The following is an 897-nucleotide window of genomic DNA, read 5'->3' on the forward strand; positions in this document are numbered from 1 at the left end:
TCTCGCGGTGACATCATTTTTAATCCGCTGTACGGATGGTAATTGTTGTAATCCTCGAACCAATCAGCCAACTGAGCCATCACTGTTGCGCATCCGGTCGCTCGTTCACATACACGTAATCACGTTTAAATGTCTTCACGAACGCTTCAGCCATGCCATTGCTTTGTGGACTCCTAACGGGTGTGGTGCAGACCTTAAAGCTGATTGACTTGGTGAGCTGCCGAGTCTCATCGGCGATATAGCAACTGCTGTTATCGGTTAGCCATTCGACTTCTATTGGCAAAATTGACGTATCGCCAAAGCGTTTTTCAATGCTCTCAACCAATATATCCTGAACCATAGTGGCAGTGATCCTTTTAGTCGTCGTACGTAGCTCATAATTTCGCGGTCACAACCGTCCAGGCTAAACATCACACGCGCTTTGGGTTCACCCTTGTAAAGCTATAATCATCTGATGAGCGCAGTTTACGATTCAAATGCGCGGTGATACGCCGATAGCCGTTGGTTGCTCGGCCATCACACAGCGCTTCTATCAGCGGCAATAAAAATTCGTCTTCTTACTTGTTATAAAGCGCTGAACCTCCCTTCTGTCGTTCATAAATACGCTGATAAAGGTTCTAGCGCGACACATCCAAAGCACTTACGATTCGGATGATAGGGAATCGTCGGCTGGCAACAATGGCATGCGCGATATCAACTTTTTTGACTGGGCTATCTCCAGCACCTCTTTAAGAATTTCCGTTTCCATGGTTTTACGGCCAAGCAACTGTTCATGCTGCTTCACCTTCTTTTGCAGCGTTTTATGCTCGGCTGCGCTGACCACTTCATTGCCCGCTTGAATTGCGGACATGTCACCGTCTTGCATGAGTTTCTTCCACTTAAACAATAAACTCGGGG

Annotated in this window: 1 pseudogene; it reads right to left on the reverse strand. The window is 47.0% G+C overall.

Going from position 1 to position 897, the window contains the following annotated elements:
- Positions 1 to 897: pseudogene (locus A10D4_RS14415) on the reverse strand (integrase core domain-containing protein); the annotation flags it as partial.

Source organism: Idiomarina xiamenensis 10-D-4 (assembly GCF_000299895.1).
Taxonomy (GTDB): Bacteria; Pseudomonadota; Gammaproteobacteria; order Enterobacterales; family Alteromonadaceae; genus Idiomarina; species Idiomarina xiamenensis.